This window comes from Rhizobium sp. N324 (genome assembly GCF_001664485.1).
GTDB lineage: Bacteria > Pseudomonadota > Alphaproteobacteria > Rhizobiales > Rhizobiaceae > Rhizobium.
The window spans coordinates 437,457-460,712 of record NZ_CP013630.1 but is presented as its reverse complement, the minus strand read 5'-3'; the positions used below and the strand labels follow the sequence as shown (position 1 = coordinate 460,712).

Below are 23,256 nucleotides of genomic sequence, written 5' to 3'. Positions count from 1 at the left end.
GTCAACCCTCTTCAAACGGGTTTACGAGCTTGAGATCAAGCCCCTCGAAATCTCTGGTGTTGCGGGTGGCGAGCGTGGCGCCGTTGGCAAGGCAGATGGCGGCAATCATCGCATCCTTCGTTTCCGTCGGCCGCCCGGCCTTTCTGCGCTCCGCAGCCAGCAGGCCGTAGCGGTTGGCCGCACTGAGGGAAAACCCGAGGATACGGCCTGCAAATTCCGACTCGATCCGATTGAAGTCGGAAACCAACGCTGTCTTTCGCTTGCCATCGTCGAGCAGTTCGAGACCATAGCGCATTTCGGCGACGGCGATCGTCGTCAGGAAAAGCGCCTCAACGTCGTAGCCGTCAAGCCAGTTCAATATCCGCTCGCTGTGGGTCCTCCCCTGCATTTCGGAAATCACATTCGTATCGAGGACGATCATCTGTCGAAACGCGGCGGTTCACGGTCGGGTTCGTGGCGCGAGGCGGCAATGGCGTCCACCTCATCATCGCTCAATCGTTCGTCACCCATCAGGGCACGCAGGCGCTGCCCGGCCGAAACGCCCGAGCGCTCCGCGGCGATCTGCCGGCGGAGGATTTCGATCGCCTCTTCCGACAGGCTGCGGCCATTGCGCTGCGCGCTTTCCTGAAGCTGCCGTTTCATTGCCTCCGGAACATCGCGAATAAGCAAATCACCCATTCAGCACCTCCGTCATGATATCGGTGATATCATAATGCCCCGCCGGCGAATTTTCAACGCGGCGCTCAGAGCGCCTTGGACTTCGCCGCCTTGGTGAACTTCTTGATCACCATCTCCCGCTTCAGCCGCGAGATATAATCGATGAACAGCACGCCGTTCAGATGGTCGATCTCGTGCTGTAGGCAGGTGGCGAGCAGGCCGTCGGCCTCAGCCGTCTGTTCCTTGCCGTTGCGGTCGAGATATTTGACCGAGACGATAGCCGGGCGCTCGACCTCGGCATAATAATCCGGGATCGACAGGCAGCCTTCCTCATAGACCGAGCGCTCGTCGGAGGATTTGACGATCTCCGGGTTGATGAACACCTGCGGCTGCTTCTCCTCGCCCTCGCGCGATACGTCAATGACCAGCATGCGGCGCGGCACGCCGATCTGGACCGCCGCAAGGCCGATGCCCGGCGCGTCGTACATGGTTTCCAGCATATCGTCGGCAAGACGCTGCAGGTCGGCGTCGACCCGCTCGATCGGCTTGGAGATCTGGCGGAGAATGGGATCGGGAAGAATGATGAGTGGCTTGATGGTCATGGCGTTCCCATAACCCATCTTTTCCGACTATGGAATTATCCGGCAGGCGGGGAAGACGCTTTTTTGCATCGCCGCCCGGAATTTCGCCATATTCGCCCCAGGCTGTTCGGCCGGCAGCGGTGCCGGAACGACCCTTGAGGCCAGCAAGCGCCTTGGCCTGCGAGGACATTGGGGCCGCTATATCCGTTCACGGTTTGATCTATATATTGCCGCTTCTTCTGTTATGGTTGCCACATGACCGCTAGTCCCGATTCGTTCACTTTGTCGTTTGCCTCGATCAGTCCGGCCATGCTAGCGCTTGCCGGCGGGGTTCTGCTGGCTCTTGTCTTGCTGGTGATCGTGCTGCTGCTGCGCGGCGCAAGCCTTCGCCACGAGCAGGCGGAGGAGGCAAGCTTTCGTGCCGCTGAAAGCGACGCGCGCATGGCCGAGCTTCTCAAGATTCAGGCCGAGATGCAGGGCCGGATCGCTGTGATGACTGAGGTGTTCGGCGCGCGGCAGAGCGAGCTGAACCAGGCGATCAGCCAACGCCTCGACGGCATGTCGCAGCGCGTCAACTCGACGATCACCGAACAGACGAAATCGACGCATGAAAATCTGCAGCGGCTGCAGGAGCGGCTGGCTGTGATCGACGCGGCACAGAACAATATCCAGACGCTCGCCAAGGATGTCGTCGGGCTGCAGGCCATTCTTTCCAACAAGCAGACGCGCGGTGCCTTCGGCCAGTCCCGGATGGAAACCATCGTCGCCGACGGCCTGCCGATGGGCGCCTATGCCTTCCAGCAGACGCTCTCCAACGGGTCGCGGCCGGACTGCACGATCCGCATGCCGAACGGCGCGCCGCCGCTGGTGATCGATGCGAAATTTCCGCTCGAAGCCTGGAACGCGATCCGCGACGCCGGCAGCCCGGAGGCCGCCAAGATCGCCGGCCAGCAGTTTCGCCGCGACATGGAGATCCATATCAGGGACATTTCCGAGAAATATCTGATCCAGGGGGAAACCCAGGATACGGCCTTTCTCTTCGTGCCGTCGGAATCGATCTTCGCCGAACTCCACGAGAATTTCGAGCCGGTGGTGCAGAAGGCGCATCGCGCCCGTGTCGTCATCGTCTCGCCGTCGCTGCTAATGCTGTCGATCCAGGTCATCCAGGCCGTGCTCAAGGATCAGCGCATGCGGGCGCAGGCGCATCTGATCCAGGGCGAGGTGGCGATCCTGATGGACGATCTCGGCCGCCTGGACGAACGGGTGCGCAAGCTGCAGGGTCATTTCGCCATGGCGCAGAAGGACATCGACATGGTGGTCACCTCGGCCGACAAACTGACCAGGCGCGGCGCCAAGATCGAAGCGCTGGAATTCGAGGCGGGCGGCAGCGAGGTCAAGCCGGACCGCGACGGCGAACCAGCGGCCAAATCGGTGGAAAGCCGCACCGGTCTTCTCAAGCTCCGGGTGGTTGACGAGGAGTGACCGCTTCGGGCAGTCTCTCGCCCGCACGAAACAGCAGGAGCATGACGTCGCCCGCATGCGCCAGAGGACGGGACACCCCTGATGATTACAGTTTTCGGGTCCATCAACATGGACCTCATCGCCACCACCGAGCGCCTGCCGAAGCCCGGCGAGACGGTGGCCGGCAACGGCTTTGCCACCGCCGCCGGCGGCAAGGGTGCCAACCAGGCCTTGGCTGCGCGCCGCGCCGGCCGCTATGTGCATATGGCCGGCGCCGTCGGCAAGGACAGCTTCGCCGCCGATGCCCTTTCCCTGCTCGATGAAGCGGGAACCGATCTCTCCCTCGTCAAACATGTCGACGGTCCCACAGGCACGGCGCTGATCCTGGTCGGCGGCGACGGCGAAAACATGATCGCCGTCGTTCCCGGCGCCAACGGCCTGGTCACGCCTGACGATGCCGACGCCGCGGTCGGCGGCATGCAGGAGGGCGATATCCTGATGCTGCAGCTCGAAGTGCCGACGGCGGCTGTCGAGCGTGCCCTGTCGGCCGCCCGCGCCAAGGGAGTCACCAGCATCCTCAACCTTGCCCCATTGATTCCCGATGCGCCGCGTCTCGGCCGGCTCGCCGATATCGTCATCGCCAACGAGACCGAATTCGAGCGGCTCGCCGGGCAGGACGGCATGGACGCGCAAGCGCGCGAGGCGGCCCTGACGCGCCTGCATGCCGAAACCGGCCAGACGCTGATCGTGACGCTCGGCGGCGACGGCGTCGTCGCCGTCCGCGAGGGGGCGATTGCGAGGGCTAAGGGACTGCAGATCGACCCCGTCGACACGGTCGGCGCCGGCGATACTTTCTGCGGCTATTTCGCTGCAAGCCTCGATGAGGGCCTGGATTTTGCCTCAGCGTTGCGCCGGGCGGCGGTCGCCGGCTCGCTCGCCTGCCTTAAATCGGGAGCGCAGCCTTCGATCCCTTCGGGTGAAGACGTCGCAGCCAGGATATAGCGGGATTTCCTTGCGAAGCCGCCGGCAGAACTCCCGCTGAACCAGGGAAATCCGGCGGTTTTTCGGCCTGGCGCGCATCGCATGATCGCAAAACTGCTGCACAGTTTTGCAAGACATGGTTCAGGCGGCGTTCGACGTCTGCTCTTCGTTGAGGAAGGCGTAGATCGCCGAGGCGGAATCGGTGGCGCGCAGCTTGGCGACCAGATCGTGATCGCGCAGTACGCGGGCGATCCGCGACAGGGCCTTGAGGTGATCGGCGCCAGCGCCTTCCGGCGCCAGCAGCAGGAAGACGAGGTCGACAGGCTGGTCATCCAGCGCCTCGAAATCGACCGGCTGATCCAGCCGGGCGAAAATGCCGACGATCGAATGGATGTTGACCAGCTTGCCGTGAGGAATAGCGATGCCGTTGCCGACGCCGGTCGAGCCAAGGCGTTCGCGCTGCAGGATGACGTCGAAGATCTCCCGTTCGGAGAGCCCGGTGATCCTGGCGGCTCTTGCGGCCAATTCCTGAAGCAGCTGTTTCTTGGAATTTACTCTGAGGGCGGGAATGATCGCATCCTGATGGAGCAAATCTGCCAATGCCATTTCTTTTTCCTTCTGTCGCCTCGATCAAATGCAAGGAGCGGCGGCAATACCGCCGCTCACCGCCCTGACCTCAGCCTTTGATATTGGCCGAATCGATCCAGCCAATATTTCCGTCGTGCCGACGGTAAACGATATTCAAATGTTCCTTGCCGGGGCTGCGGAACAGGAGAAGCGGCTCGTCGGTCATGTCGAGCGCCATCACGGCGGTGGCGACCGACATGGTCTTCAGCTGCTTCGTGCTTTCAGCGACGATTGCCGGGGCGAAATCGTCGGGAATTTCATCTTCGTGATCAGGAACAGAGTCCATGACCGTGTAGGAGACTTCTGCAAAACCGTTCAGATGGTTTCCGGCATGATGGTCCTTCAGCTTGCGCTTGTAGCGGCGCAGGCGCTTTTCGATGCGCTCCGAAGCGGCGTCAAAAGCAAGCTGGGGATCGGTCGCTTCACCGGCCGCATGCAGCACCACCCCACTGTCGAGATGAAGCTTGCAGTCGGCGGAGAAACGCGAACTCGCCTTTTCCACGGTCACCTGGCCGGAATACCCCCCGTCGAAGTATTTCGTGATGGCCATACCAATTTGGTCCTCGATCTTTTGACGGAACGATTCACCAATTTCCATATGTTTACCGGACACACGCACACTCATGGAGTTTCCCTTCTTGTCGTCGTTTGCGGGTATCAGTTTACGCCAAGCCTCAGGTTCATCCAAGCACTTCGCGCAATCTCAAGCAAGATCGGCGTCAGCCTGCTGGTCCTTGGTGCCCTTCTGATGCTGGGGATAACTCCAGACGCCGTTTGCGGCATCGATTGCGGCGGGCTTCTAGCCAGCCGTTGACAGAAAGTCAATAGGGCGAAAAACTGCGATTGCTAATGCTCGCATCGCGTGTAGCTGACGCCAAAGAAAACAGGGCCTGTGGCCGACCATGAGCCATTGACTTCTAAAGGTTTCTCGCATTGATTGCATTCATCCTTGCCGGGATCGTCATGGCTGCGACACCGAGAATGACGCAAACGAGTCCAATCCAGGCGGTGGGGCTCAGCCTTTCGCCGAGGAAAACGATGCCGATCGCAACGCCGATCGGCACCCGGAGGTAGGCTTGCGACGTCGTTGCGACCGAACCCAGCGTCTGGACGAGACGGAAATAGATCGCAAAGGCCAGCGCCGTCGAAAAGGCGGAAAGAGCCAGCAGCGCCAGAATCGATGCGGCCGAGGGATCGAGCGCCCACGGCCGGTCGACGACGAGGCTGAGCGGCAAGAGAATGACCGCGCCTGAAATCAGCGAGCCGGCCGCCGGCACGGCGGGATCGAGCCCCTTGAAGTTCTTGCTGAAAATCGCTGCACCTGCATAGCAGGCGGTCGCCAGGATGATGGCGAGCTGCGCCATCAGGCTTTCGCCGAGACCGCCGAGCACCTCGACGCCGATGACCAGGCAGATGCCGGCAAGCCCTGATATGACGCCGAAAAGCTTTCGCGCCGTCACCGGCTCATGGCGGGCGATCAGCACGGTCAGCAGGAAGGTGAAGATCGGCGTTGCCGAATTGAGGATCACCGCCAGCCCGGCATCGACGGATTGTTCCGCCCAGGCAATCAGCGTGAAGGGAATGACGCTGTTCAGACAGGCCTGAACGAAAAACCGCCGCCACGTCGCGCCGTCCGTGGGCAGGCGGATTCGCCGGCAGCGGAGGACGACAAGCAGGATGCAGCCGGCAATCAGCGTGCGGACGGCGATCAACGTCACCGGCGGGATCGTCTCGACACCGATCTTGATGAAGGTATAGGAGGAACCCCACAGGGTCGCCAGCGCCAGCAGCAGAAGAAGCTCTCTGGTAAGGTTCGGATTTTGCGGCATGGTTGTCGGCTTTCCAATGATCAGGACATCGGAGGAGTAGCGGAGATTTGGAGCTGGATGCTTCGATCAAGACCGAAGCATTGCGGCGTCAGAAGCCCGAGACCTTGGCGAGCGCCCGCTTTTCGCGACGGCGCTGCACCGAGGAGGCGATGTTCATGGCTTCCCGGTATTTGGCAACAGTGCGCCGGGCGAGATCGACGCCGCCCTTCTTCAGCATGTCGACGATATCGTCGTCGGAGAGCACGGCATCCGGGCTCTCCTGCATGATCAGCGCGCGGATCTTGTGACGCACCGCCTCGGCCGAATGGCTGTCGCCGCCGGCGACGGCGCTGATCGAGACGGTGAAGAAATATTTGAGCTCGAAGAGGCCGCGCGGCGTCAGCATATATTTGTTCGAGGTGACGCGGCTGACGGTGGATTCATGCATCTTGATCGCTTCGGCGACCGTCTTCAGGTTCAGCGGGCGCAGGTGGTCGACGCCGTTCAGCAGGAAGGCATCCTGCTGGCGGACGATCTCGCTCGCCACCTTCATGATGGTCTTCGCCCGCTGGTCGAGACTGCGCGTCAGCCAATTGGCGCTCTGCAGGCATTCGGAGAGGAAAGCGTGATCCTCGCCATTCCTGGTCACGCGGGAAAAATAGGATTGGTTGACGAGCACGCGCGGCAGCGTATCCGGATTGAGCTCGACCAGCCAGCCACCCTCCGAAGAGGGCCTGACGACGACATCGGGCATGATCGCTTCCGATACGCCGGTCTCGAAACCGCTGCCGGGCTTGGGATTGAGCTGGCGGATTTCGCCGAGCATATCGAGAAGGTCTTCCTCGTCGACACCGCAGAGCCGCTTCAGCGTAGCGAAATCGCGCCGCGCCAGCAGTTCGAGGTTTTCGACGAGCGCCTGCATGGCCGGGTCGTATCGGTCCTTCTGCCTGAGCTGGATCGCCAGGCATTCCGACAGGCTGCGGGCGAAGACCCCCGGCGGATCGAGCGTCTGCAGGGCGGCAAGCACGCGCTCGGCCGCAGTCAGGCTGGTGCCGAGCCGCTCGCCGGTCTCGACGAGATCGACTTGCAGATAACCGGCATCGTCAAGCTGATCGACGAAGTTCTGCGCGATCAGCCGATCGGCGATGTCGGGAAGGACGAAAGGGATCTGCTGGGCGAGATGATCGCGCAGCGACACCTGGCCGGCGACGAAATCGTCGAGATCGTAATCGGCGCCCTCGCCGCCGCTGCCCGGCATCGATTTCCACTGGCCGACGAGCTCCGGCGCATCGAGGCGCTGCGGCGCGCTGTCATCGGGAAAGACATTGGTGTAATTGGCGTCGAGCTCGTCGTTCAGCCGGCTGGTGCTGGCGCTGCCGCCGTTGTCGTACCAATCGCTGGAGAGGGCTTCGGTGCGGTTGTCGTAACCGTCGTCCGAGCCTGCATCCTCCGGCGAATGTCCATAAGGTTCGTCTTCGGCTTCGCCGCGTTCGGCCCCTGCCTCGCCGTCATTCGACGGAAATTCGAGGAGCGGGTTCTTCTCGACTTCCTGGGCGATGAACTGGGTGAGCTCGACATGAGTCATCTGCAGCAACTGGATGGATTGCATCAGTTGCGGTGTCATCACCAGGGATTGGTTCTGGCGCAGGAAAAGACTGGCGGACAGTGCCATGACGGACGCGAAACTCCCTCGATTCCTCCGGGAAACCGCGTCCGATCACACTTCAGGCGACGGAAATCCAACTGGCCCAAAAATTGCTTTTTTATCTCATTTGGTCAAGCGGAACTATGCCGGCGCGGTTAATTTCTGCGGTGGGACAGGTATCGGCGAAAGGTCTGCGCCGTTTCAGGACGACCGCGGCAGCGTCCCCGTCTTTGGCATCATCAGCCGTTCAGAGGCTGAAATTGTCGCCGAGATAAAGTCGGCGCACTTCCGGATTGTTGACGATGTCGTTCGCCCGGCCATGGGTCAGCACTTCACCGGCATGGATGATGTAGGCGCGGTCGATCAGGCCCAGCGTCTCACGCACATTGTGGTCGGTGATGAGAACGCCGATGCCGCGGGCCGTCAGGTGGTGCACGAGATTCTGGATGTCGGCGACCGAGATCGGATCGACGCCGGCAAAGGGTTCGTCGAGCAGCATGAAGGTCGGGTCCGTCGCCAGCGCGCGAGCGATTTCGAGGCGGCGGCGCTCACCGCCCGACAGGGCGACGGCGGCACTCTTGCGCAGCTTCTGGATATGGAATTCCTCGAGCAGCTCGTTGAGCTTCTGCTCGCGCTCGGCCTTGTCCTTGACATGCACTTCGAGGACGGCGCGGATATTTTCCTCCACCGTCAGCCCACGAAAGATCGAGGCTTCCTGCGGCAGGTAACCGACGCCGAGACGCGAGCGGCGGTACATCGGCATGGTCGTGACGTCGTTGCCGTCGATCTCGATCGTGCCTTCATCCACTGGCACGAGGCCGGTGATCATGTAAAAACAGGTGGTCTTGCCGGCGCCGTTCGGGCCGAGCAGGCCGACGGCCTCACCACGGCGCACCACCAGCGAGACGCCGTTGACGACGCGACGCGTCGCATAGGTCTTCGTCAGACCGCGTGCGATCAGCGTTCCCTGATAGCGGCTTTTGTCGGCGGCGCCCGCAGCTGGTGGCCCGGGCTGGCCAAACATGGTGGATAGCGATGATAATTTCACGTGGGAGGCCGGCTTCTCAGTTCTGCTTTTGCTGCGCATTCGGCTGCGATTTTGGATCGAGCTGAATCTGGACACGCCCGCCGCAGCTTTCAAGCTCCGCCTGACCGGTTTGCATGTGAACGGTCAGTTTGCAGCCGGTAAAGACGTTCGGTCCATCCGACAGAATAACCTTGTTGCCTTGATCCGCCGTGAGAATAAAGGTCTGCGAGGCCATATCGAAAGCGCCGTCATCGGCGGTCGCCGTCTGCGTGCCCGATGTCAGCAGCACCTTGTCGGTCACCAGGATCTTGTCGATATCGGCACTTCCCGATGCCAGCGAGGCCGACTGCGCCGGCTGGGCCGCGGGTTGCGTTCCGTCAGCGGCTGGCTTTGCCGCCTTGTCCTTGTAATAGACGGTCATCTTGCCGGACTGCATCGTCGTCGTCCCCTGGACGACCTTGACCTTGCCGGTGAACAAAGCGGTGTGTTCCTGGTCGTGGATCTCCAGCTTGTCGCTTTCGATCTGGATCGGCTGGTCGTTGGACAGCTTCATGCCCGACATGGTGGCAGCCTGCTGTGCGCCCGCGCCCGGGGCCATCAGAATAAGGGCAAATGCGCCGGCGATGAATGCCATACCGGTCTTGCAAGTGGAAAAACGACAATCTTTTGTCATGGATGACCCGGCTGGTTAAGTGCCCTGTTTATGGATGGCGGATGGATCGACATTCATGCGAACATTCCCCTCGAATGTGATCACCCGCCCCTTATCGGTTATCTGGAGCGTCTTCGCAACAATGGAGGCATTGTCCTTGGTGATGGTGACGGGGTCGTCGCTGCGCATGTTTCCGCCCTTGATGTCGAGGTGGGCGGACTGGAAATTCGCGTTGAGGCCGCTGCTCAGCACCAGTGTGAAGGGGGCCGTCATATGCAGGTTGTCGGTGGCGCGATTGTAATCGGCCGTCGAGGCGACGACGCGGGCGATCAGCCCGTCATTCATCGGCACCGCCGCCTTGATGGTCTCGAGCGTGATCAGATCGGGATTGCGGATATCCTGCAGCGCCCGTTCGGCAAGCATCGAATAGTTGACGCCGTCGGAATTGCGGCCCGCGATCGCCGGCTTTTCCATCACGACCTTGCCGTTCTCGATCTTGGCGCCTTCCATCTTGATGTTCTCGGGCAGATAGATCTTGACCAAGGCTACCGCCGTCAGGCCGGCCGCGACGACGAGGGCTGCCACCGGCAGCAAAATCTTCAGCCGCCGCACGCGGGCGGAATGAAACAACGCATCGCCATAGGCGCTCCGGCCGGAGCCCGCATAGGCGGCATGTCCGTTGTTCTTCAGGGTATCGAGCATAGGTCTCGTTCCATGTGCGGTGACCGCAGCGCCTCGTAACAAGGCCGGCCGCCAATCACAGTTCGTTTCGCATTATTACATTGGCTTGCCAATATGGAATTTTTTCTGCAACAAGCAACAAAACGGAAAAACATCAAAAAGTGGCATTCGTGCGCGCCGCTGCCACCTATTTCACCGGACCCATCGGCGGGCATGCCGAAGCCGGGGCAAGCGCTGGAGGTATCTCATGGACAGTTCGATGATCGCGGATCGCCGGCGGCTGCGCCGCAAGCTCTGGTTCTGGCGCCTCGCGGCGGTGGCCCTCTTCGTGGCGCTCGGTTTCGCCTTCTACAGCTTCGCCTTCGGCGACACCAAGACGAGCCGCCCGCATATCGCCCATGTGACGATAACCGGGCTGATCGTCGACGACGACGAGCTTCTGGAGCGGCTGAAGAAGGTCGAGACCAACGACCAGGTGAAGGCGGCGGTGATTTCGATCTCCTCGCCCGGCGGCACGACCTATGGCGGCGAAAAAATCTTCAAGGCGATCCGCGCGATCGCAGCCAAGAAGCCCGTCGTCTCCGACGTGCGCACGCTGGCCGCCTCCGCCGGCTACATGATCGCCACCGCCGGCGATACGATCGTTGCCGGCGACAGTTCGATCACCGGCTCGATCGGCGTCATCTTCCAGTATCCGCAGATCCAGCCGCTGCTCGACAAGATCGGCGTGTCGCTGCAGGAGATCAAATCTTCGCCGCTGAAGGCCGAGCCCTCGCCCTTCCATGAGGCGAGCGAGGACGCCAAGGCGATGATCCGCAACATGGTGGTCGACAGCTATAACTGGTTCGTCGATCTGGTCGCCGACCGGCGCAAGCTGCCGCGCGACGAGGTGCTGAAACTCGCCGACGGCACGATCTATACCGGCCGCCAGGCGCTCAAGGTGAAACTCGTCGATACGCTCGGCGGCGAGGCGGAAATCCGGGCCTATCTCAAGTCGCGCGGCGTCGACGCCGACCTGCCGATGGTGGACTGGGACAAGAAGAGCAATACGCCGTTTCTGCTCGCTGGGGCTGTTTCGCGGTTGATTACGATCTTCGGTTATGATGATCTCTTGAAAGGCCAGGATATCAATGGAATCCTGCCCCCAAAGTTGCTTCTTGACGGGCTGCTTTCAGTTTGGCAGGTTGGCCACGATTGATAAGAAATCAATAATTTAAGGGGGCGAAGGTGATCAAGTCCGAATTGGTGCAGATTGTTGCGGCACGCAACCCGCATCTCTATCATCGCGACGTCGAGAATATCGTCAACGCGGTTCTCGACGAGATCACGGATGCACTGGCTGCGGGAAACCGCGTCGAATTGCGCGGCTTTGGCGCGTTTTCGGTGAAGAACCGCCCTTCGCGCTCCGGCCGCAACCCGCGCACCGGCGATACCGTCTTCGTCGAGGAGAAATGGGTTCCCTTCTTCAAGACCGGCAAGGAGCTGCGCGAGCGGCTCAATCCCGGTCAGGCCGACGAAGAGGATTGAGCGACCTAAGCGGCCTGCGACGAAACCCGCACTTGAACTCGATGGCCGTTTTCCTATTCTGCTAGTGCATCGGCCCGAAAATCGGAATCGATTTTCGGGCCGATGCATAAGTACAAAGCGCCGACGCATGGAGAGCTCAAATGGCCAAGAAGATCGTCAACCTGTTGATTCTGCTGCCGCTCGGCGTCGTCCTCATCGTCTTCTGCGTCGCCAACCGGCAAAGCGTCACGCTCGCCTTCAATCCGTTCCGGCCGGAAGATCAGGTGCTTGCGGTTTCGGCGCCCTTCTTCGTCTTCCTGGTGGTTGCCCTGATCGCAGGCATGCTGATCGGCGCGGCCGCCACCTGGTTCGGCCAGGGCAAACACCGCAAGCGCGCCCGCACCGAAGCCAAGGAAGCCATCCGCTGGCAGGGTGAGGCCGACCGCCACAAGAGCCGCGCCGAGGAAATCGCCGGACAGCTTCCGGCACGGTAAAGCGGCTCGGTTTCGACGACGCTCGCGCCGGTCAGACCGGAAGAAAGCTCAGCTCCTCATAATCGCCCTCCGGCGACGTGCCGTTGCCGGTCACGCGGAAACCATGGGCGAGATAGAACGCCTTCGCCCGCCGGTTTTTCACCAGGCATTTCAGCCGGTAGCGGTGTTGCGGCCATTCCGGCAGCGCCTGCAGCAGCGCCGTACCGGCGCCAAGGCCCTGGAAGTCCCGGCGGATATAGAGCATGTGGATGAAATCATCGGCTGGCCAAAGCGACAGGAAGCCGGCAACTCCGCCATTTTCATGCTCGCAGACGAAGACCGTCTCGCCATTGGTATGAGCGGCGAAATCCTCGCGGTGGAACTTGCCCGGGTCGACCCAGACGAATGTTTCGCGGCGCACGGAAAGATAAATCTCCGCGAGTATTTCCTGGTCTCCCGCCCGCGGCGGCCTGATTGTCCAAGTCATGACGTCGATTTAACCCAAGCCCCTATCCCCGCCAAGCCCAAAGCGCTCGGGATCAGCCGGCCGCCATCTTCGCGACGACGGCGGCATTGAAATCCGAAAAGAACCCTTCGGCGAGCCTCTGCGAGGTCGAATCGAGCAGGCGTGCGCCGAACTGGGCAAGCCTGCCGCCGAGTTCGGCCTTTGCCCGATAATGCAGGATGGTCTCGGCGCCGTTTTCTTCGAGCACGATATCGGCGCTGCCTTTGGCAAAGCCGGCAAGACCACCCTTGCCTTCGGCCGATAACGTATAGCTCTTCGGTGCATCGACATGGGAAAGCGTCAACAGCCCATGGAAGGTGGCCGACAGCAGGCTGAACTTGACCTTGATCGTCGCCTCGAACGTGTCCGGCGACAGCCGCTCGATGCTCTGGCAGCCTGGAATGCAGCCGCGCATGATCTCGGGATCGTTGAGCGCTGCCCAGACGACATCCCGCGGCGCGGCGATGCGTTCTTCGCCGGTGAAATCCATTCGATAACCCCATCTCCGATTCGTTCACCTTATCGCAGCGGGAAAGGCTTTTGCCAGGCGGAGAGGAATGTTATCCCGCTCGTTCCGGAGCAAGGAATTGGCGATGAGTGACGAATTGAAGCCCTGGAGCGTGACGGCAAGCCGCATCACCTACGAGGATCGCTGGATCCGGCTGCGAAGCGACGATTGCCTCACCGCCGACGGAATCGTCGTCGCGCCTTTCCATGTGCTCGACTATCCCGACTGGATCAACGTCGTGCCCGTGATGCCCGACGGGCGCGTGCTGCTGACGCGGGAATACCGGCACGGCCGCGGCGAGATCATCCACGGTCTCGTCGCAGGCGGCGTCGAGCGCGATGACAGCGGGAGCGGCGATGCGGCGATGGCGGCGGCCCTGCGCGAACTCCGGGAGGAGACCGGCTATGAAGCCTCGACCTTCGTCAAGCTGCTGACCTCTTATCCGAATGCCGCGAGCCACAGCAACGCGGTGACGAGCTGGCTGGCGCTCGGCCTCAGCCGCGCCGGGCAACCGCGGTTCGACCCCGGCGAGAAAGTCGAACTGCTGTTTGCGGATCTTGCCGCCATCCTGGGCGATCTGCAGTCCGGCGCGGTCGTCATGCAGTCGATGCATGTCGCAGCCCTGTATGCGGCAGAAAGCTGGCTTCGCCGGCAGTCATCCGAGGCTTGAAATACATGCCCCGCCGGCGCGCAGTTGATCCGGCACGCTTTTCTGGGCTACTGCATAATTCAAAGGGCGCTGTGCCCGACAGAGACGCGGAAGAGCACGTTGAAACAGAAAGAACGCCGGCCGGGCCAGAAGAAGACATCAGGTCCTTCCGGTGAAAGCCGCAGGGACGATCGGGCCGGCCGGCCGGCCAAGCCGGTCGCGCGGCCACCGGCTGCCCGTGAGACGGTGCGCGAGGCTGCCGTGCCGGCGGCCGCCGAACGGCCGTTGACGACACGCAGCGGCGAGCGCCCGATCGAGCGCGTGCCCGTCATCCTCGAATCGCTCGGGGCCGGCGACTTTCACCTGATCGACAGCGGCAACGGCGAAAAGCTGGAACAATACGGACCTTACCGCATCATCCGTCCCGAGGCCCAGGCGCTGTGGCGGCCTTCGCTGCCGGCCCATGCCTGGGAAAAGATCGATGCCGTCTTCACCGGCGATACCGACGAGGAAGGCAGCGGTCGCTGGCGCTTCCCGAAGGCGGTGCTCGGCGAGACCTGGCCGCTCAACCTGCTCGGCGTCGATTTTTACGGCCGTTTCACCTCCTTCCGTCATGTCGGCGTCTTCCCGGAGCAGATCGTGCACTGGAGCTGGATGAAGGAGCAGGTCGAAAAGGCAGGCCGGCCGCTGAAGGTGCTGAACCTTTTCGGCTATACCGGCGTCGCCTCGCTGGTTGCCGCCGCGGCCGGCGCCGAAGTCACCCATGTCGACGCCTCGAAGAAGGCGATCGGTTGGGCGCGGGAAAACCAGGCGCTCGGGCGCATGGAGAAGCTGCCGATCCGCTGGATCTGCGAGGATGCGATGAAATTCATCCTGCGCGAGGAACGTCGCGGCAGCCAATACGACATCATCCTCACCGATCCGCCGAAATTCGGCCGCGGCCCGAACGGCGAGGTCTGGCATCTCTTCGAGCATCTGCCCTTGATGCTCGATGTCTGCCGCGAGATCCTGTCGCCGCAGGCGGTCGGCCTGGTGCTGACGGCCTATTCGATCCGCGCCAGCTTCTATTCGATCCACGAGCTGATGCGCGAGACGATGCGGGGCGCCGGCGGCGTGGTCGAATCCGGCGAACTGGTCATCCGCGAAGCGGGCCTCGACGGCAAGACGCCGGGCCGCGCGCTTTCCACCTCCCTCTTTTCCCGCTGGGTGCCGAAATGAGCAAGGACTTCCACGATCAGGGACCGCGCAGGGTCGGCCAGGTGAAGGAAGTCACCTCGCTTGCCAATCCCATCATCAAGGACATCAAGGCCCTGACGAACAAGAAGTCGCGGGAGGAGAGCGGGACTTTCCTCGCCGAAGGGCTGAAGCTCGTCATCGATGCGATCGAACTCGGCTGGACGATCCGCACGCTGGTCTACGCCAAGGCCGCCAAGGGCAAGCCACTGGTCGAGCAGATGGCGGCCAAGACCGTCGCCTCCGGCGGGCTGGTGCTCGAAGTCAGCGAAAAGGTGATCGGCTCGATCACCCGCCGCGACAATCCGCAGATGGTCGTCGGCATCTTCGACCAGCGCTGGATGCCGCTCAAAGACATCCGGCCGAGAGAGGGCGAGACCTGGGTGGCGCTCGACCGCGTGCGCGATCCCGGCAATCTCGGCACCATCATCCGCACAGCGGATGCGGCCGGGGCGTCCGGCGTCATTCTGGTCGGAGAGGCAACCGATCCCTTCTCGCTCGAGACCGTGCGCGCCACCATGGGCTCGGTCTTCGCCGTTCCGGTTGCACGCGCGACGCCGGAGGAATTCCTCGCCTGGCGGAAATCGGCGGGCGTTTGCGTGGTTGCGACCCATCTTGCCGGCGCGGTCGATTATCGCACCATCGACTACCGGAAGAAACCCGTCGTGCTCTTGATGGGCAACGAGCAATCCGGCCTGCCGGAGCAGCTCGCCGGGCAAGCCGACGCGCTTGCCCGCATTCCGCAGCAGGGCCGCGCCGATTCCTTGAACCTCGCCGTCGCCACCGCCGTCATGCTTTTCGAGGCGCGCCGCCATCTCCTCTCACTTGCCGAGGGCAAATGACCGAACAGACGCATGCCCGCCCCGCGCTGTTTTCGCGCCCGGCGCCGATCCTCTTCTTCATCATCGTCGCCGTCCTCCTCGACCAGATCGTCAAGATCGCGGTCGATCATTACCTGCCGCTGCAGGAGGCCGTGCCGGTTATTCCGATGCTGGCGCTCTACCGTACCTACAATCTCGGCGTCGCCTTTTCGATGCTGGAGGGCATGGACGGCTGGTTCATCGTCGGCATGCGGCTCATCATCGTCGCCTTCGTCGCCTGGCTGTGGTACCGCACGGCGAAGGACCGCTGGCTCGCCCATCTCGGTTATGCGCTGATCATCGCCGGCGCGATCGGCAATCTCGTCGACCGCTTCGCCTATGGCCACGTGATCGACTATATTCTGTTCCACACCGAAAGCTGGTCCTTCGCGGTGTTCAATCTCGCCGACAGCTTCATCACCATCGGTGCGGCCTGCGTCATTCTCGACGAGCTGATGGTGCCGAAAACGGCCGGCCGCTAAAATCTTATCGAATTCCTGAAGGCATTCGGAAGAGGCCTCATGTTAGCCAGATAGCATGCAGAACCTGGGACAGTTGCAGGAAAGATTGTCCGCCGCCTTCGGCGGACCCGCCGCCAAACCGCATGAAAAGCGGATGGCGGTCTCTTTCCCGCGGCCGGTCGCATCGGCGCCTGAGGCAGCCGATGACGGCAAGATCGGGCCTGCAACGACACGCCGCCTGCTGGTCTATTGGCTCGGCGGCGCCGGTCTGCTTGCCGCGATGATCCTGACACTGCTTGCCCATGCCGGCGATCCTCTGCTGCTTTCGGGCGGGCTTGTCGTTCTCGGCCTTGCCGTCATCGCCAGCTATGCCGTGCTGATGGTTCGGCGGCGCAAGCCGCCGCGGGGCGGCAAATCGCTGCCGGATTGGAACGACGGCGCCAAGCTGTTTGCCGACGTGCACGACGTGCTCGGCGACATCACCGTCAGCCGCAGCATGGACCGGCGCATCATTTCGGCCAACGACACGTTTCGCCGCCTGACCGGGCGGCTGCGTCCGGAGGGTCGGAGCTGCGAGGAGATCGGGCTTGCCTTCCGCCCCGGCCCGATACCGCACTGCTTCGACGTCGAGATCTCGACGCCGGACGGCCAGCGCATCTTTCTCTGGCGCGACGTCGTCACCCGCGACCCGGCAAACGGCCGCCTGCTGCTGCAGAGCGTGGCGCGTGATGTGACCGATGAGCGGCTGATCGCCCAGGGCCGCGAAGAGGCCCGGCAGAAGGCCGAATATAACAGCGCCGCCAAATCGAGGCTGCTTGCCACCGTCAGCCACGAGGTGCGCACGCCGCTTTCCGGCCTCCTCGGCATGACGCATCTGCTCGCCGAGACGCGGCTGACGCAGGAGCAGCAGGACTATCTCGCCAATATCCGCCAGTCCGGCCACGCGCTGACACAGCTGGTCGAGGACCTGCTCGATTTCTCCACCATCGAGGTCGGCCGCTTCGCGCTGCATCCGCGCTCGGAATCGCTGCGCAAGCTTCTGGAAAGCGTCGTCGAGATGCTCGCCCACCGGGCGCATGAAAAAGGCATCGAGATCGGCGCCACGGTGTCTTCAGACGTGCCGGAGAATATGAGCTTCGACCCGGCGCGGCTGCGCCAGGTTCTGTTCAACGTCATCGGCAATGCCGTGAAGTTCACCCAGGCCGGCGGCGTCTTCATTCGCGTGTCGCTCGAGGCAGACGACCTGTCGATCACCGTCACCGATAGCGGTCCCGGCATGACGGCGGAGGAGCAGGCGCGCGTCTTCGGCGAGTTCGAGCAGGGCGGGACCGTCGCCGACAAGAGCAGCGGCACCGGGCTCGGCCTTGCCATCTCCGCCCGCATCATGCGCGAATTCAACGGCGCGCTGACGGTTGCCAGCGAAAAGGGCAGAGGCAGCGAATTCACCATCCGCTTCCCTGTCGAGATCGGCAGCGAGCGCCCCGACAGGCGCAATACGCTGCTTGCCGGCAACAGCGTCGTGCTGCTGGCGCCGGCGGGGGCTGCGCGCACCGCCATCGCCGAGACGATCACCGCGCTCGGCGGCCTCTGCCACCTGGTCAGCGACGGCGAGAGCGCGCGGGCAACGCTGCTCGGCCTGGCAAACAGCGGACAGCGGCCGACCGATATCATCATCGATCACCGCATGTCGGCGGAATTTTCCGCCCATCTTGCCGATCGCGCCGAAATCGCCGCGCTTGGCCTGCGCAAGGTCCTGCTCGTCAATCCGGAAGAGCGCAGCGCCCATCCGCTCGACCTCTTCGATGCCTGGCTCATCCGGCCGCTGCGCGAACAGTCGCTGATCGACGTGCTGCGCGGACGCATGCGCGGCATGGAGAAGCGCGACGCGCTGAACGACAACCAGCCGGGCTTCGGCCTTTCGACGGGGGAGACGATGGTTGCCGCCAGCGGGCTCAACATCCTGCTTGGCGAGGACGATCCGATCAATGCCATGCTGGTGCGCGTCGTGCTGGAGAAGGGGGGGCATAAGGTGCGCCATGTCGAGGATTTCGAGACGCTGCTCGATTGCGCCCTATGCGAGGCGAACGCCCGGCCCGATATCATCATCAGCGACCTGTCGATGCCCGGCGGCAACGGCATCGATATGCTCGCACGCCTGCGCGGCCATGAAAGACGGCTCGACCTTGCCTCGGTGCCGGTGATCGTGCTGACCGCCGACAAGAGCGACGAATCGCGCCGCCAGGTCTTGCTGAACGGCGCCAACCGCGTCATGGTCAAGCCGGTCGACCCAGTGCGGCTGCTGACCGAAGTTCAGGCGGTCGCCGCACTTTCCGCCCGCCGGGCGGAGGCGCGGTAACGTGCCGCGGGGCCGGCACGCTTCTTGCGTTCACAAATTCGATATGTCACTTTCCTGTCGCAGAGAAGTGTTTTATGGCGTCGATAAGCCGGCAACGGGAGAATCGTCATGTCCGCCATCGACATCCTGAATCGTGACACCACCGCGGAGGCTGCACGGCCCTCGACGGCGGCTGCGCAGACGGACGGCGATATCCTCGGCCGCATCGGCAATCTGGAAACCCGCCTTGCCCGCACGGCGCGCGAGATCGATGCCGCCCAGGCCGTGCGCTACCGCGTCTTCGTCGACGAAATGAAGGCGCAGCTGCCGCAGGATGCCATGCGCCGCCAGCGCGATGTCGATGCCTATGACGCTGTCTGCGACCATCTTCTCGTTCTCGACCGCACGATCGAGGGTGACCCGGAAGACCAGATCGTCGGCACTTACCGGCTGCTGCGCCAGGATGTCGCCGCGGCCAATGGCGGTTTTTACTCGGCTTCCGAATTCGAGATCGAGGGTCTTCTTGCCAAACATCCGGACAAGCGCTTCATGGAGCTCGGCCGTTCCTGCGTACTGCCGGAATACCGCACCAAGCGCACCGTCGAGCTTCTGTGGCAGGGCAACTGGGCCTATGCGCTGAAACACGGCGTCAGCGCCATGTTCGGCTGCGCCTCCTTCCCCGGCGTCTATCTGGAAAGCCATGCGCTGGCGCTGTCCTTCCTCTACCACAATGTGCTGGCGAAGAACGAATGGGCCGTCAACGCATTGCCGCATCTCGCCCGCAACATGGATCTGATGCCGGTCGAAGCCGTCAACCCGAAGCGGGCGCTGATGGCGCTGCCGCCGCTGATCAAGGGTTATATGCGCCTCGGCGCGATGGTCGGCTCCAGCGCGGTCATCGATCATGCCTTCAACACGACCGACGTGCTGATCGTGCTGCCGATCTCCAGCATCTCCGACCGCTACCTCAATTATTACGGCGCCGACGCCGGCCGCTTCGCGAGCTGAGCCGTCTGCTTGTCAAACTGCCGCAGCGCCCTGTGCGCGTCTGAAAAGGCGCGCGGCGCTGCAGGCTCTTCGACGGCGTGCCCTCACATATCGTATCGCCTTCTCGTATCCGACGGGTTCTCTCCATACGCCGCCCGATAGGTTGCCGCAAAACGGCCGAGGTGAAAGAATCCCCACTTCAGACAGATGTCCCGCAACGGCTGCCGGTTGGAAGGATCGCGCAGATCCTCCCGGACCGCCTGCAAGCGGATCGTCCTGAGGTAGGCAGACGGTGTCGTTCCTTTGAAGGCACGAAAACCGACTTCAAGAGCGCGAATGGAAATGCCCGCCGCCTCCGCGACACTCTGCATCGTCAACGGCTGCGCGATATTGGCATGCATGAATTCCATTGCGCGACGGACATGCCGCGGGGCGATCAGGTGGATTTTCTTGTCGAGGAGATGCGAGAGCCGGTGAGGAACCAAGCGCACCACCAGATCGGCAAAGGCCTGGATCAGGTTCGACATCGCAATTGGCGAGTGGAGCAGCGGGCCGTCGTTGCGCATGCCGATGATCATGGTCTGGGCGAGACCGCCGATCAACTGTCCCGCCGCGGTGGAACGATCAACGACCGGCGCTAGGTCCATTGCCCCGGTCAGCGGGGTCTCCAATACGGCGGCGACGGTCTGAGCGATGATCGACCAGCTGAGGCTGAGTGTGTCGGACCGGTGCGGCGCTGCCCTCACGGAAACCCGTTCCGGCTCAAGATTGTTCGTCAGCAACAGCCGCCCCGGGATCGCTTCGGCCACGGACCGGCCAAAGCCGACATCGAGAGCCCCCATGCGCGGAACGATGATGGCCAGAGTTTCCGGTGTTCCCTGTGCCGTTCTTGCACCCCAGCCGCCGGAATCCTGGTTGCTGACCAGCGACAACCTCTCATCGCCCCAAAACCCGACCTTCCAGTCGAGTGGTTTCTCTCGGCCGTTGCGCCATGCGTCGAACGAACCGAACCCCTTGGTCAGAGCCTCGACCATATCGTCGAAAGTTGCCCCCTGAAATCGGGCAATGAAATGGGGGGATGCATTTTCCGGCATGGGAACCTAAAGGGCTGATGAAAATATAAAATCTATGGCCCGCACTTTGTATCAAAAGTATGACTTATCAGGAAAACCCTTTCAACCATGGCCTCGGTGGGTAAGCCAGAAAAGCTGTGCCCGGCCGACATGTTGTCGGCCGGGCACAGAATGCCGTCTCATACGGGAGACAGAGCGAGTTTACGAACCCGCGCCATAGGCGGCGATCGCCGCCATGTTGACGATGTCGCTGTCCTTGGCGCCCATCGAGGTGATCTGCACCGGCTTGTCGAGACCGACGAGGATCGGGCCGATCACCGTCGAGCCGCCGAGCTCCTGCAGCATCTTGGTCGAGATCGAGGCGGAGTGGAAGGCCGGCATGACAAGCACGTTGGCAGGGCCGGACAGGCGGCAGAAGGGATATTGCTCCATCACCTTGCGGTTCAATGCGACATCGGCCGCCATCTCGCCGTCATATTCGAAATCGACGCGACGCTTGTCGAGGATCTTCACTGCCTCGCGCACCCGCTCGGAGCGTTCGCCCGAGGGATGACCGAAGGTGGAATAGGCAAGCATGGCGACGCGCGGCTGATAGCCCATGCGCCGCGCCAGGCCCGCCGCCTCTTCGGCGATATCGGCAAGCTGTTCGGCCGTCGGCATGTCGTGCACGGCGGTATCGGCCACGAAGACCGTGCGGCCGCGGCAGAGTGCCAGCGACACGCCGATGACGCGGTGGCCAGGCTTCTCGTCGATGCAGCGGCGCACATCCTCCAGCGCGGTGGAATAGTTGCGGGTGATGCCCGTCACCATGCCGTCGGCATCCCCGAGCGCCACCATGGTGGCGGCGAAATGGTTGCGGTCGTTGTGGATCAGCCGCTGGACGTCGCGGTGGAGATAACCGTGCCGCTGCAGCCTGGCATAGAGATAATCGATATAGGCCTCGACCCGGGTGGAAATACGGGCATTGACGATTTCAAGCCCCGGCCGGTTGAGATCGATGCCGGCGCGTTCGGCCGTCGACCGGATCAGGTCCTCGCGGCCGAGCAGGACGGCGGTGCCGAGCTGCTGATTGGCGTAGGACAATGCGGCGCGCAGCACCTGCTCTTCCTCGGCCTCGGCAAAGACAATGCGCTTCGGGCGGCGGCGCACCCGCTCATAGAGGCTGGCGAGCGTCGAGGCGATCGGATCGCGGCGCGCCGAAAGCTCGCGGGCATAACCCGCCATATCGGTGATGACCTTGCGGGCGACGCCGGTCTCGATCGCGGCTTCAGCGACCGCGACGGGGATCGCCGAGATCAGCCGCGGATCGAAAGGAACCGGGATGATGTACTGCGAGCCGAAACGCGGCCGGTTGCCCTGATAGGCGGCAACGACGTCATCCGGCACATCCTCGCGGGCAAGGTTTGCCAGCGCCTTGACGGCGGCGATCTTCATCGCGTCGTTGATTGTGGAAGCACGGACGTCGAGAGCGCCGCGGAAAATATAGGGAAAGCCGAGGACATTGTTGACCTGGTTCGGGTAATCCGAACGGCCGGTCGCCATGATGGCGTCGTCGCGGATGCGGGCCACCTCCTCAGGGGTGATCTCGGGATCGGGATTGGCCATGGCGAAGATGATCGGCCGATCCGCCATCGAGCGGATCATCTCGGCCGAGAAGGCGCCCTTCTGCGACAGGCCGAAAACGACGTCGGCGCCCTCCATCGCCTCCTCAAGCGTGCGCGCGTCGGTCTTTGCCGCATGCGCCGATTTCCACTGGTTCATGCCCTCTGTGCGGCCCTGGTAGATGACGCCCTTGGTATCGCAGAGGATAACGTTCTCGGGCGCAAAACCCATCGCCTTGATGAGCTCGATGCAGGCGATCGCCGCAGCACCGGCTCCGTTGCAGACGAGCTTCGTCGTCTTCAGGTCGCGGCCGGTCAATTCCAGCGCATTGATCAGGCCGGCGGCGGCGATGATCGCCGTTCCGTGCTGGTCGTCGTGGAAGACGGGAATATCCATCAGCTCGCGCAGCCGGCTTTCGATGACGAAACAATCCGGCGCCTTGATATCCTCGAGGTTGATGCCGCCGAAGGAGGGGCCGAGGAAGCGCACGCAATTGATGAATTCGTCGACATTTTCCGTATCGATTTCGAGGTCGATCGAATCGACGTCGGCGAAGCGCTTGAACAGCACCGCCTTGCCTTCCATGACCGGCTTGGAGGCGAGTGCGCCGAGATTGCCGAGACCGAGGATCGCCGTGCCGTTGGAAATGACCGCGACCATGTTGCCGCGGGCCGTGTAATCATAGGCCGTCTGCGGATCGGCGGCGATCGCCTTGACGGGCACGGCGACACCCGGCGAATAGGCAAGCGACAGGTCGCGCTGCGTCGCCATCGGCTTGGTCGGGACGACTTCCAGTTTGCCGGGCCGGCCCGTGGCGTGAAAATCGAGCGCCTCCTGGTCGGTAACTGATGTCGCCGGCCGGTCCTTCTTATCGATATCGGGCATAAATCCTCCAACGTCCTGTGGGCGACGCTTCGCTCTTCCTCAAATGCTGTTGTCATCTA

24 protein-coding genes and 1 pseudogene are annotated in these 23,256 nt (G+C 62.7%); 11 read left to right on the top strand and 14 right to left on the bottom strand.

All coding sequences use genetic code 11. The features are described from left to right. Nucleotide 1: 1 nt before the first annotated feature. From AMK05_RS02250 to def, 3 genes are all read right to left on the bottom strand, one after another. Entirely contained in the window at nucleotides 2–421 is a 420-nt protein-coding gene (locus AMK05_RS02250; protein WP_064836155.1) for a type II toxin-antitoxin system VapC family toxin, read from the bottom strand. After that, nucleotides 418–678, bottom strand: a complete 261-nt coding sequence (locus AMK05_RS02245) for a FitA-like ribbon-helix-helix domain-containing protein (protein WP_064836153.1) — start codon at nucleotides 676–678, stop codon at nucleotides 418–420. Before AMK05_RS02245 ends, AMK05_RS02250 begins: the two co-directional genes overlap by 4 nt. A gap of 65 nt (nucleotides 679–743) precedes the next feature. Next, nucleotides 744–1,259: a peptide deformylase gene (gene def / locus AMK05_RS02240; RefSeq protein ID WP_064836150.1), complete on the bottom strand. Its 516-nt coding sequence runs from the start codon at nucleotides 1,257–1,259 to the stop codon at nucleotides 744–746. A 234-nt stretch (nucleotides 1,260–1,493) separates the two neighbouring features. Between def and AMK05_RS02235 the strand changes: the two genes are divergently transcribed. Both AMK05_RS02235 and AMK05_RS02230 read left to right on the top strand, forming a co-directional pair. Beyond that, nucleotides 1,494–2,720 carry a DNA recombination protein RmuC gene (locus AMK05_RS02235; RefSeq protein ID WP_064836148.1) on the top strand — a complete coding sequence of 409 codons (1,227 nt, stop codon included), beginning with the start codon at nucleotides 1,494–1,496 and terminating at the stop codon, nucleotides 2,718–2,720. An 81-nt stretch (nucleotides 2,721–2,801) separates the two neighbouring features. Continuing rightward, complete coding sequence (locus tag AMK05_RS02230; RefSeq protein WP_064836147.1) at nucleotides 2,802–3,701, top strand: ribokinase; 900 nt, start codon at nucleotides 2,802–2,804, stop codon at nucleotides 3,699–3,701. 120 nt (nucleotides 3,702–3,821) lie between these two features. Here the strand turns inward: AMK05_RS02230 and ptsN are convergent, their stop codons facing one another. The 7 genes and pseudogenes from ptsN to lptC form a co-directional block, all read right to left on the bottom strand. After that, on the bottom strand, nucleotides 3,822–4,286 hold the full coding sequence (gene ptsN, locus AMK05_RS02225) for a PTS IIA-like nitrogen regulatory protein PtsN (protein WP_064836145.1): 465 nt from the start codon (nucleotides 4,284–4,286) through the stop codon (nucleotides 3,822–3,824). Nucleotides 4,287–4,356: 70 nt separating this feature from the next. Beyond that, the gene (gene hpf / locus AMK05_RS02220; protein WP_003570772.1) at nucleotides 4,357–4,932 is read right to left on the bottom strand and encodes a ribosome hibernation-promoting factor, HPF/YfiA family; all 576 of its coding nucleotides are present in this window, start codon (nucleotides 4,930–4,932) and stop codon (nucleotides 4,357–4,359) included. Between the two features lie 292 nt (nucleotides 4,933–5,224). Continuing rightward, on the bottom strand, nucleotides 5,225–6,136 hold the full coding sequence (locus tag AMK05_RS02215; RefSeq protein ID WP_064836143.1) for a DMT family transporter: 912 nt from the start codon (nucleotides 6,134–6,136) through the stop codon (nucleotides 5,225–5,227). Between the two features lie 88 nt (nucleotides 6,137–6,224). Next, nucleotides 6,225–7,787 carry an RNA polymerase factor sigma-54 gene (rpoN, locus tag AMK05_RS02210; protein WP_064836141.1) on the bottom strand — a complete coding sequence of 521 codons (1,563 nt, stop codon included), beginning with the start codon at nucleotides 7,785–7,787 and terminating at the stop codon, nucleotides 6,225–6,227. A 220-nt stretch (nucleotides 7,788–8,007) separates the two neighbouring features. Beyond that, nucleotides 8,008–8,739 (bottom strand): annotated as a pseudogene (lptB, locus tag AMK05_RS02205) (LPS export ABC transporter ATP-binding protein); the annotation flags it as partial. 85 nt (nucleotides 8,740–8,824) lie between these two features. After that, entirely contained in the window at nucleotides 8,825–9,460 is a 636-nt protein-coding gene (locus AMK05_RS02200) for an LptA/OstA family protein (protein ID WP_064836137.1), read from the bottom strand. 15 nt (nucleotides 9,461–9,475) lie between these two features. Continuing rightward, complete coding sequence (gene lptC / locus AMK05_RS02195) at nucleotides 9,476–10,141, bottom strand: LPS export ABC transporter periplasmic protein LptC (RefSeq protein ID WP_064836135.1); 666 nt, start codon at nucleotides 10,139–10,141, stop codon at nucleotides 9,476–9,478. Between the two features lie 226 nt (nucleotides 10,142–10,367). On the opposite strand from lptC, the gene sppA reads away from it, so the two are divergent. From sppA to AMK05_RS02180, 3 genes are all read left to right on the top strand, one after another. Next, complete coding sequence (sppA, locus tag AMK05_RS02190; protein ID WP_064836133.1) at nucleotides 10,368–11,318, top strand: signal peptide peptidase SppA; 951 nt, start codon at nucleotides 10,368–10,370, stop codon at nucleotides 11,316–11,318. Between the two features lie 29 nt (nucleotides 11,319–11,347). Then, nucleotides 11,348–11,647, top strand: a complete 300-nt coding sequence (locus tag AMK05_RS02185; protein WP_003544934.1) for an integration host factor subunit beta — start codon at nucleotides 11,348–11,350, stop codon at nucleotides 11,645–11,647. Between the two features lie 140 nt (nucleotides 11,648–11,787). Next, on the top strand, nucleotides 11,788–12,120 hold the full coding sequence (locus AMK05_RS02180; protein WP_064836131.1) for a LapA family protein: 333 nt from the start codon (nucleotides 11,788–11,790) through the stop codon (nucleotides 12,118–12,120). 31 nt (nucleotides 12,121–12,151) lie between these two features. On the opposite strand, the gene AMK05_RS02175 is transcribed toward AMK05_RS02180, so the two are convergent. Together AMK05_RS02175 and AMK05_RS02170 are read right to left on the bottom strand one after the other, a co-directional pair. Next, nucleotides 12,152–12,586 carry a GNAT family N-acetyltransferase gene (locus AMK05_RS02175; protein ID WP_064836129.1) on the bottom strand — a complete coding sequence of 145 codons (435 nt, stop codon included), beginning with the start codon at nucleotides 12,584–12,586 and terminating at the stop codon, nucleotides 12,152–12,154. Nucleotides 12,587–12,638: 52 nt separating this feature from the next. Further along, a complete protein-coding gene (locus tag AMK05_RS02170; protein ID WP_064836127.1) occupies nucleotides 12,639–13,094 on the bottom strand; it encodes an SRPBCC family protein in 456 nt (151 codons plus the stop codon). Nucleotides 13,095–13,197: 103 nt separating this feature from the next. Between AMK05_RS02170 and AMK05_RS02165 the strand changes: the two genes are divergently transcribed. The 6 genes from AMK05_RS02165 (at nucleotide 13,198) to AMK05_RS02140 (ending at nucleotide 19,658) form a co-directional block, all read left to right on the top strand. Beyond that, on the top strand, nucleotides 13,198–13,782 hold the full coding sequence (locus AMK05_RS02165; protein ID WP_094447722.1) for an NUDIX hydrolase: 585 nt from the start codon (nucleotides 13,198–13,200) through the stop codon (nucleotides 13,780–13,782). A gap of 99 nt (nucleotides 13,783–13,881) precedes the next feature. Beyond that, nucleotides 13,882–14,979 (top strand): class I SAM-dependent methyltransferase, encoded by a 1,098-nt coding sequence (locus AMK05_RS02160; protein WP_064836123.1) that lies wholly within the window; start codon nucleotides 13,882–13,884, stop codon nucleotides 14,977–14,979. Next, nucleotides 14,976–15,836, top strand: a complete 861-nt coding sequence (locus AMK05_RS02155) for a TrmH family RNA methyltransferase (RefSeq protein ID WP_064836121.1) — start codon at nucleotides 14,976–14,978, stop codon at nucleotides 15,834–15,836. Before AMK05_RS02160 ends, AMK05_RS02155 begins: the two co-directional genes overlap by 4 nt. Beyond that, complete coding sequence (gene lspA, locus AMK05_RS02150; protein WP_064836119.1) at nucleotides 15,833–16,336, top strand: signal peptidase II; 504 nt, start codon at nucleotides 15,833–15,835, stop codon at nucleotides 16,334–16,336. Before AMK05_RS02155 ends, lspA begins: the two co-directional genes overlap by 4 nt. A 55-nt stretch (nucleotides 16,337–16,391) precedes the next feature. Continuing rightward, nucleotides 16,392–18,671 (top strand): PAS domain-containing hybrid sensor histidine kinase/response regulator, encoded by a 2,280-nt coding sequence (locus AMK05_RS02145; RefSeq protein ID WP_064836117.1) that lies wholly within the window; start codon nucleotides 16,392–16,394, stop codon nucleotides 18,669–18,671. Nucleotides 18,672–18,779: 108 nt separating this feature from the next. After that, complete coding sequence (locus AMK05_RS02140) at nucleotides 18,780–19,658, top strand: GNAT family N-acetyltransferase (protein WP_064836115.1); 879 nt, start codon at nucleotides 18,780–18,782, stop codon at nucleotides 19,656–19,658. An 83-nt stretch (nucleotides 19,659–19,741) separates the two neighbouring features. Here AMK05_RS02140 and AMK05_RS02135 read toward each other — a convergent pair whose 3' ends face one another. Further along, on the bottom strand, nucleotides 19,742–20,731 hold the full coding sequence (locus tag AMK05_RS02135; protein WP_064836113.1) for a helix-turn-helix transcriptional regulator: 990 nt from the start codon (nucleotides 20,729–20,731) through the stop codon (nucleotides 19,742–19,744). 180 nt (nucleotides 20,732–20,911) lie between these two features. After that, a complete protein-coding gene (locus AMK05_RS02130; RefSeq protein WP_064836111.1) occupies nucleotides 20,912–23,197 on the bottom strand; it encodes an NADP-dependent malic enzyme in 2,286 nt (761 codons plus the stop codon). Nucleotides 23,198–23,256 lie beyond the last annotated feature (59 nt).

Bases quoted from the DNA above. Each gene is read 5' to 3' on its own strand.
- AMK05_RS02215 (WP_064836143.1), bottom strand. From the start codon at position 6,136: ATGCCGCAAAATCCGAACCTTACCAGAGAGCTTCTTCTGCTGCTGGCG.
- AMK05_RS02130 (WP_064836111.1), bottom strand. From the start codon at position 23,197: ATGCCCGATATCGATAAGAAGGACCGGCCGGCGACATCAGTTACCGAC.
- AMK05_RS02245 (WP_064836153.1), bottom strand. From the start codon at position 678: ATGGGTGATTTGCTTATTCGCGATGTTCCGGAGGCAATGAAACGGCAG.
- AMK05_RS02235 (WP_064836148.1), top strand. From the start codon at position 1,494: ATGACCGCTAGTCCCGATTCGTTCACTTTGTCGTTTGCCTCGATCAGT.
- AMK05_RS02180 (WP_064836131.1), top strand. From the start codon at position 11,788: ATGGCCAAGAAGATCGTCAACCTGTTGATTCTGCTGCCGCTCGGCGTC.
- AMK05_RS02140 (WP_064836115.1), top strand. From the start codon at position 18,780: ATGTCCGCCATCGACATCCTGAATCGTGACACCACCGCGGAGGCTGCA.
- rpoN (WP_064836141.1), bottom strand. From the start codon at position 7,787: ATGGCACTGTCCGCCAGTCTTTTCCTGCGCCAGAACCAATCCCTGGTG.
- AMK05_RS02175 (WP_064836129.1), bottom strand. From the start codon at position 12,586: ATGACTTGGACAATCAGGCCGCCGCGGGCGGGAGACCAGGAAATACTC.
- AMK05_RS02155 (WP_064836121.1), top strand. From the start codon at position 14,976: ATGAGCAAGGACTTCCACGATCAGGGACCGCGCAGGGTCGGCCAGGTG.
- hpf (WP_003570772.1), bottom strand. From the start codon at position 4,932: ATGAGTGTGCGTGTGTCCGGTAAACATATGGAAATTGGTGAATCGTTC.
- AMK05_RS02250 (WP_064836155.1), bottom strand. From the start codon at position 421: ATGATCGTCCTCGATACGAATGTGATTTCCGAAATGCAGGGGAGGACC.
- lptC (WP_064836135.1), bottom strand. From the start codon at position 10,141: ATGCTCGATACCCTGAAGAACAACGGACATGCCGCCTATGCGGGCTCC.
- ptsN (WP_064836145.1), bottom strand. From the start codon at position 4,286: ATGGCATTGGCAGATTTGCTCCATCAGGATGCGATCATTCCCGCCCTC.
- lspA (WP_064836119.1), top strand. From the start codon at position 15,833: ATGACCGAACAGACGCATGCCCGCCCCGCGCTGTTTTCGCGCCCGGCG.
- AMK05_RS02170 (WP_064836127.1), bottom strand. From the start codon at position 13,094: ATGGATTTCACCGGCGAAGAACGCATCGCCGCGCCGCGGGATGTCGTC.
- AMK05_RS02135 (WP_064836113.1), bottom strand. From the start codon at position 20,731: ATGCCGGAAAATGCATCCCCCCATTTCATTGCCCGATTTCAGGGGGCA.
- def (WP_064836150.1), bottom strand. From the start codon at position 1,259: ATGACCATCAAGCCACTCATCATTCTTCCCGATCCCATTCTCCGCCAG.
- sppA (WP_064836133.1), top strand. From the start codon at position 10,368: ATGGACAGTTCGATGATCGCGGATCGCCGGCGGCTGCGCCGCAAGCTC.
- AMK05_RS02230 (WP_064836147.1), top strand. From the start codon at position 2,802: ATGATTACAGTTTTCGGGTCCATCAACATGGACCTCATCGCCACCACC.
- AMK05_RS02145 (WP_064836117.1), top strand. From the start codon at position 16,392: ATGCAGAACCTGGGACAGTTGCAGGAAAGATTGTCCGCCGCCTTCGGC.
- AMK05_RS02200 (WP_064836137.1), bottom strand. From the start codon at position 9,460: ATGACAAAAGATTGTCGTTTTTCCACTTGCAAGACCGGTATGGCATTC.
- AMK05_RS02165 (WP_094447722.1), top strand. From the start codon at position 13,198: ATGAGTGACGAATTGAAGCCCTGGAGCGTGACGGCAAGCCGCATCACC.